The sequence below is a fragment of the Umbribacter vaginalis genome (genome assembly GCA_001552935.1).
In the GTDB taxonomy this organism is placed as follows: Bacteria; Actinomycetota; Coriobacteriia; order Coriobacteriales; family Eggerthellaceae; genus Berryella; species Berryella vaginalis.
Window position 1 is genome coordinate 1 of the sequence record KQ959687.1, and the last position, 690, is coordinate 690.

Genomic DNA, 690 nt, shown 5'->3' on the forward strand with positions numbered 1-690 from the left:
GGTGAGTTGTAAGTCATAAAGACACAACTCATACCACACCATTGCCGCAAGTTCAGTCTTTCAAGCTGAGCGGTCTTCCTTTGTCGATATGGCGCATGGGGATGCGCCATATCGCCTGTTTGGACGCTTATCGGCTTGAACAGGATACGGCAAAGGAGCACAAATGGTGTGTAATAATCAATCCCCCACAGGTAAATTTTCTATCGGTAAATCCCCAAAAATCGCAAGTAATTACATAATTCTTGAGGATTGGATGTTTGATCTCGTTGATCTTCAAACAAAAAAGGAGTTATCGGCAATTCCCTTACATGTTTATGCGCTTGTGTATGGCTTTAGTAAACACAACGCTGGTATGTTTATCGGATCACGCGAATACATTGCAAAACGCCTGCATATATCACTTGCAAGCTGCTATCGTGCCCTTGAAGTTTTACAAAAAAATGATTATGTACGTATCAATGAATGCTACTACAATTCAGAAAAAGTTACTGGTTTTGCAGCTGTTGCGCCTTCTCATTTTGAGAATGAGAATTTCCGCGATTTTGATACAAAAATAGGGTTTTCAACATATAAAAGCGCTGGTAAATCCCATAATTTATCAACAGATTATGGAAAATCACAATCCCAACACAAAGAGTTCATAGAATGTGCACAAGAGCTTTCTCAAAATGAGAAAATTTCTCAAAATGA

At 39.0% G+C, this 690-nt stretch carries 1 protein-coding gene; it reads left to right on the plus strand.

Translation table 11 applies throughout. The features are described 5' to 3' along the window. Positions 1 to 163 precede the first annotated feature (163 nt). The coding region (locus HMPREF3190_RS03900) for a hypothetical protein (RefSeq protein ID WP_156425708.1) at positions 164 to 690 on the plus strand (527 nt) is incomplete at its 3' end.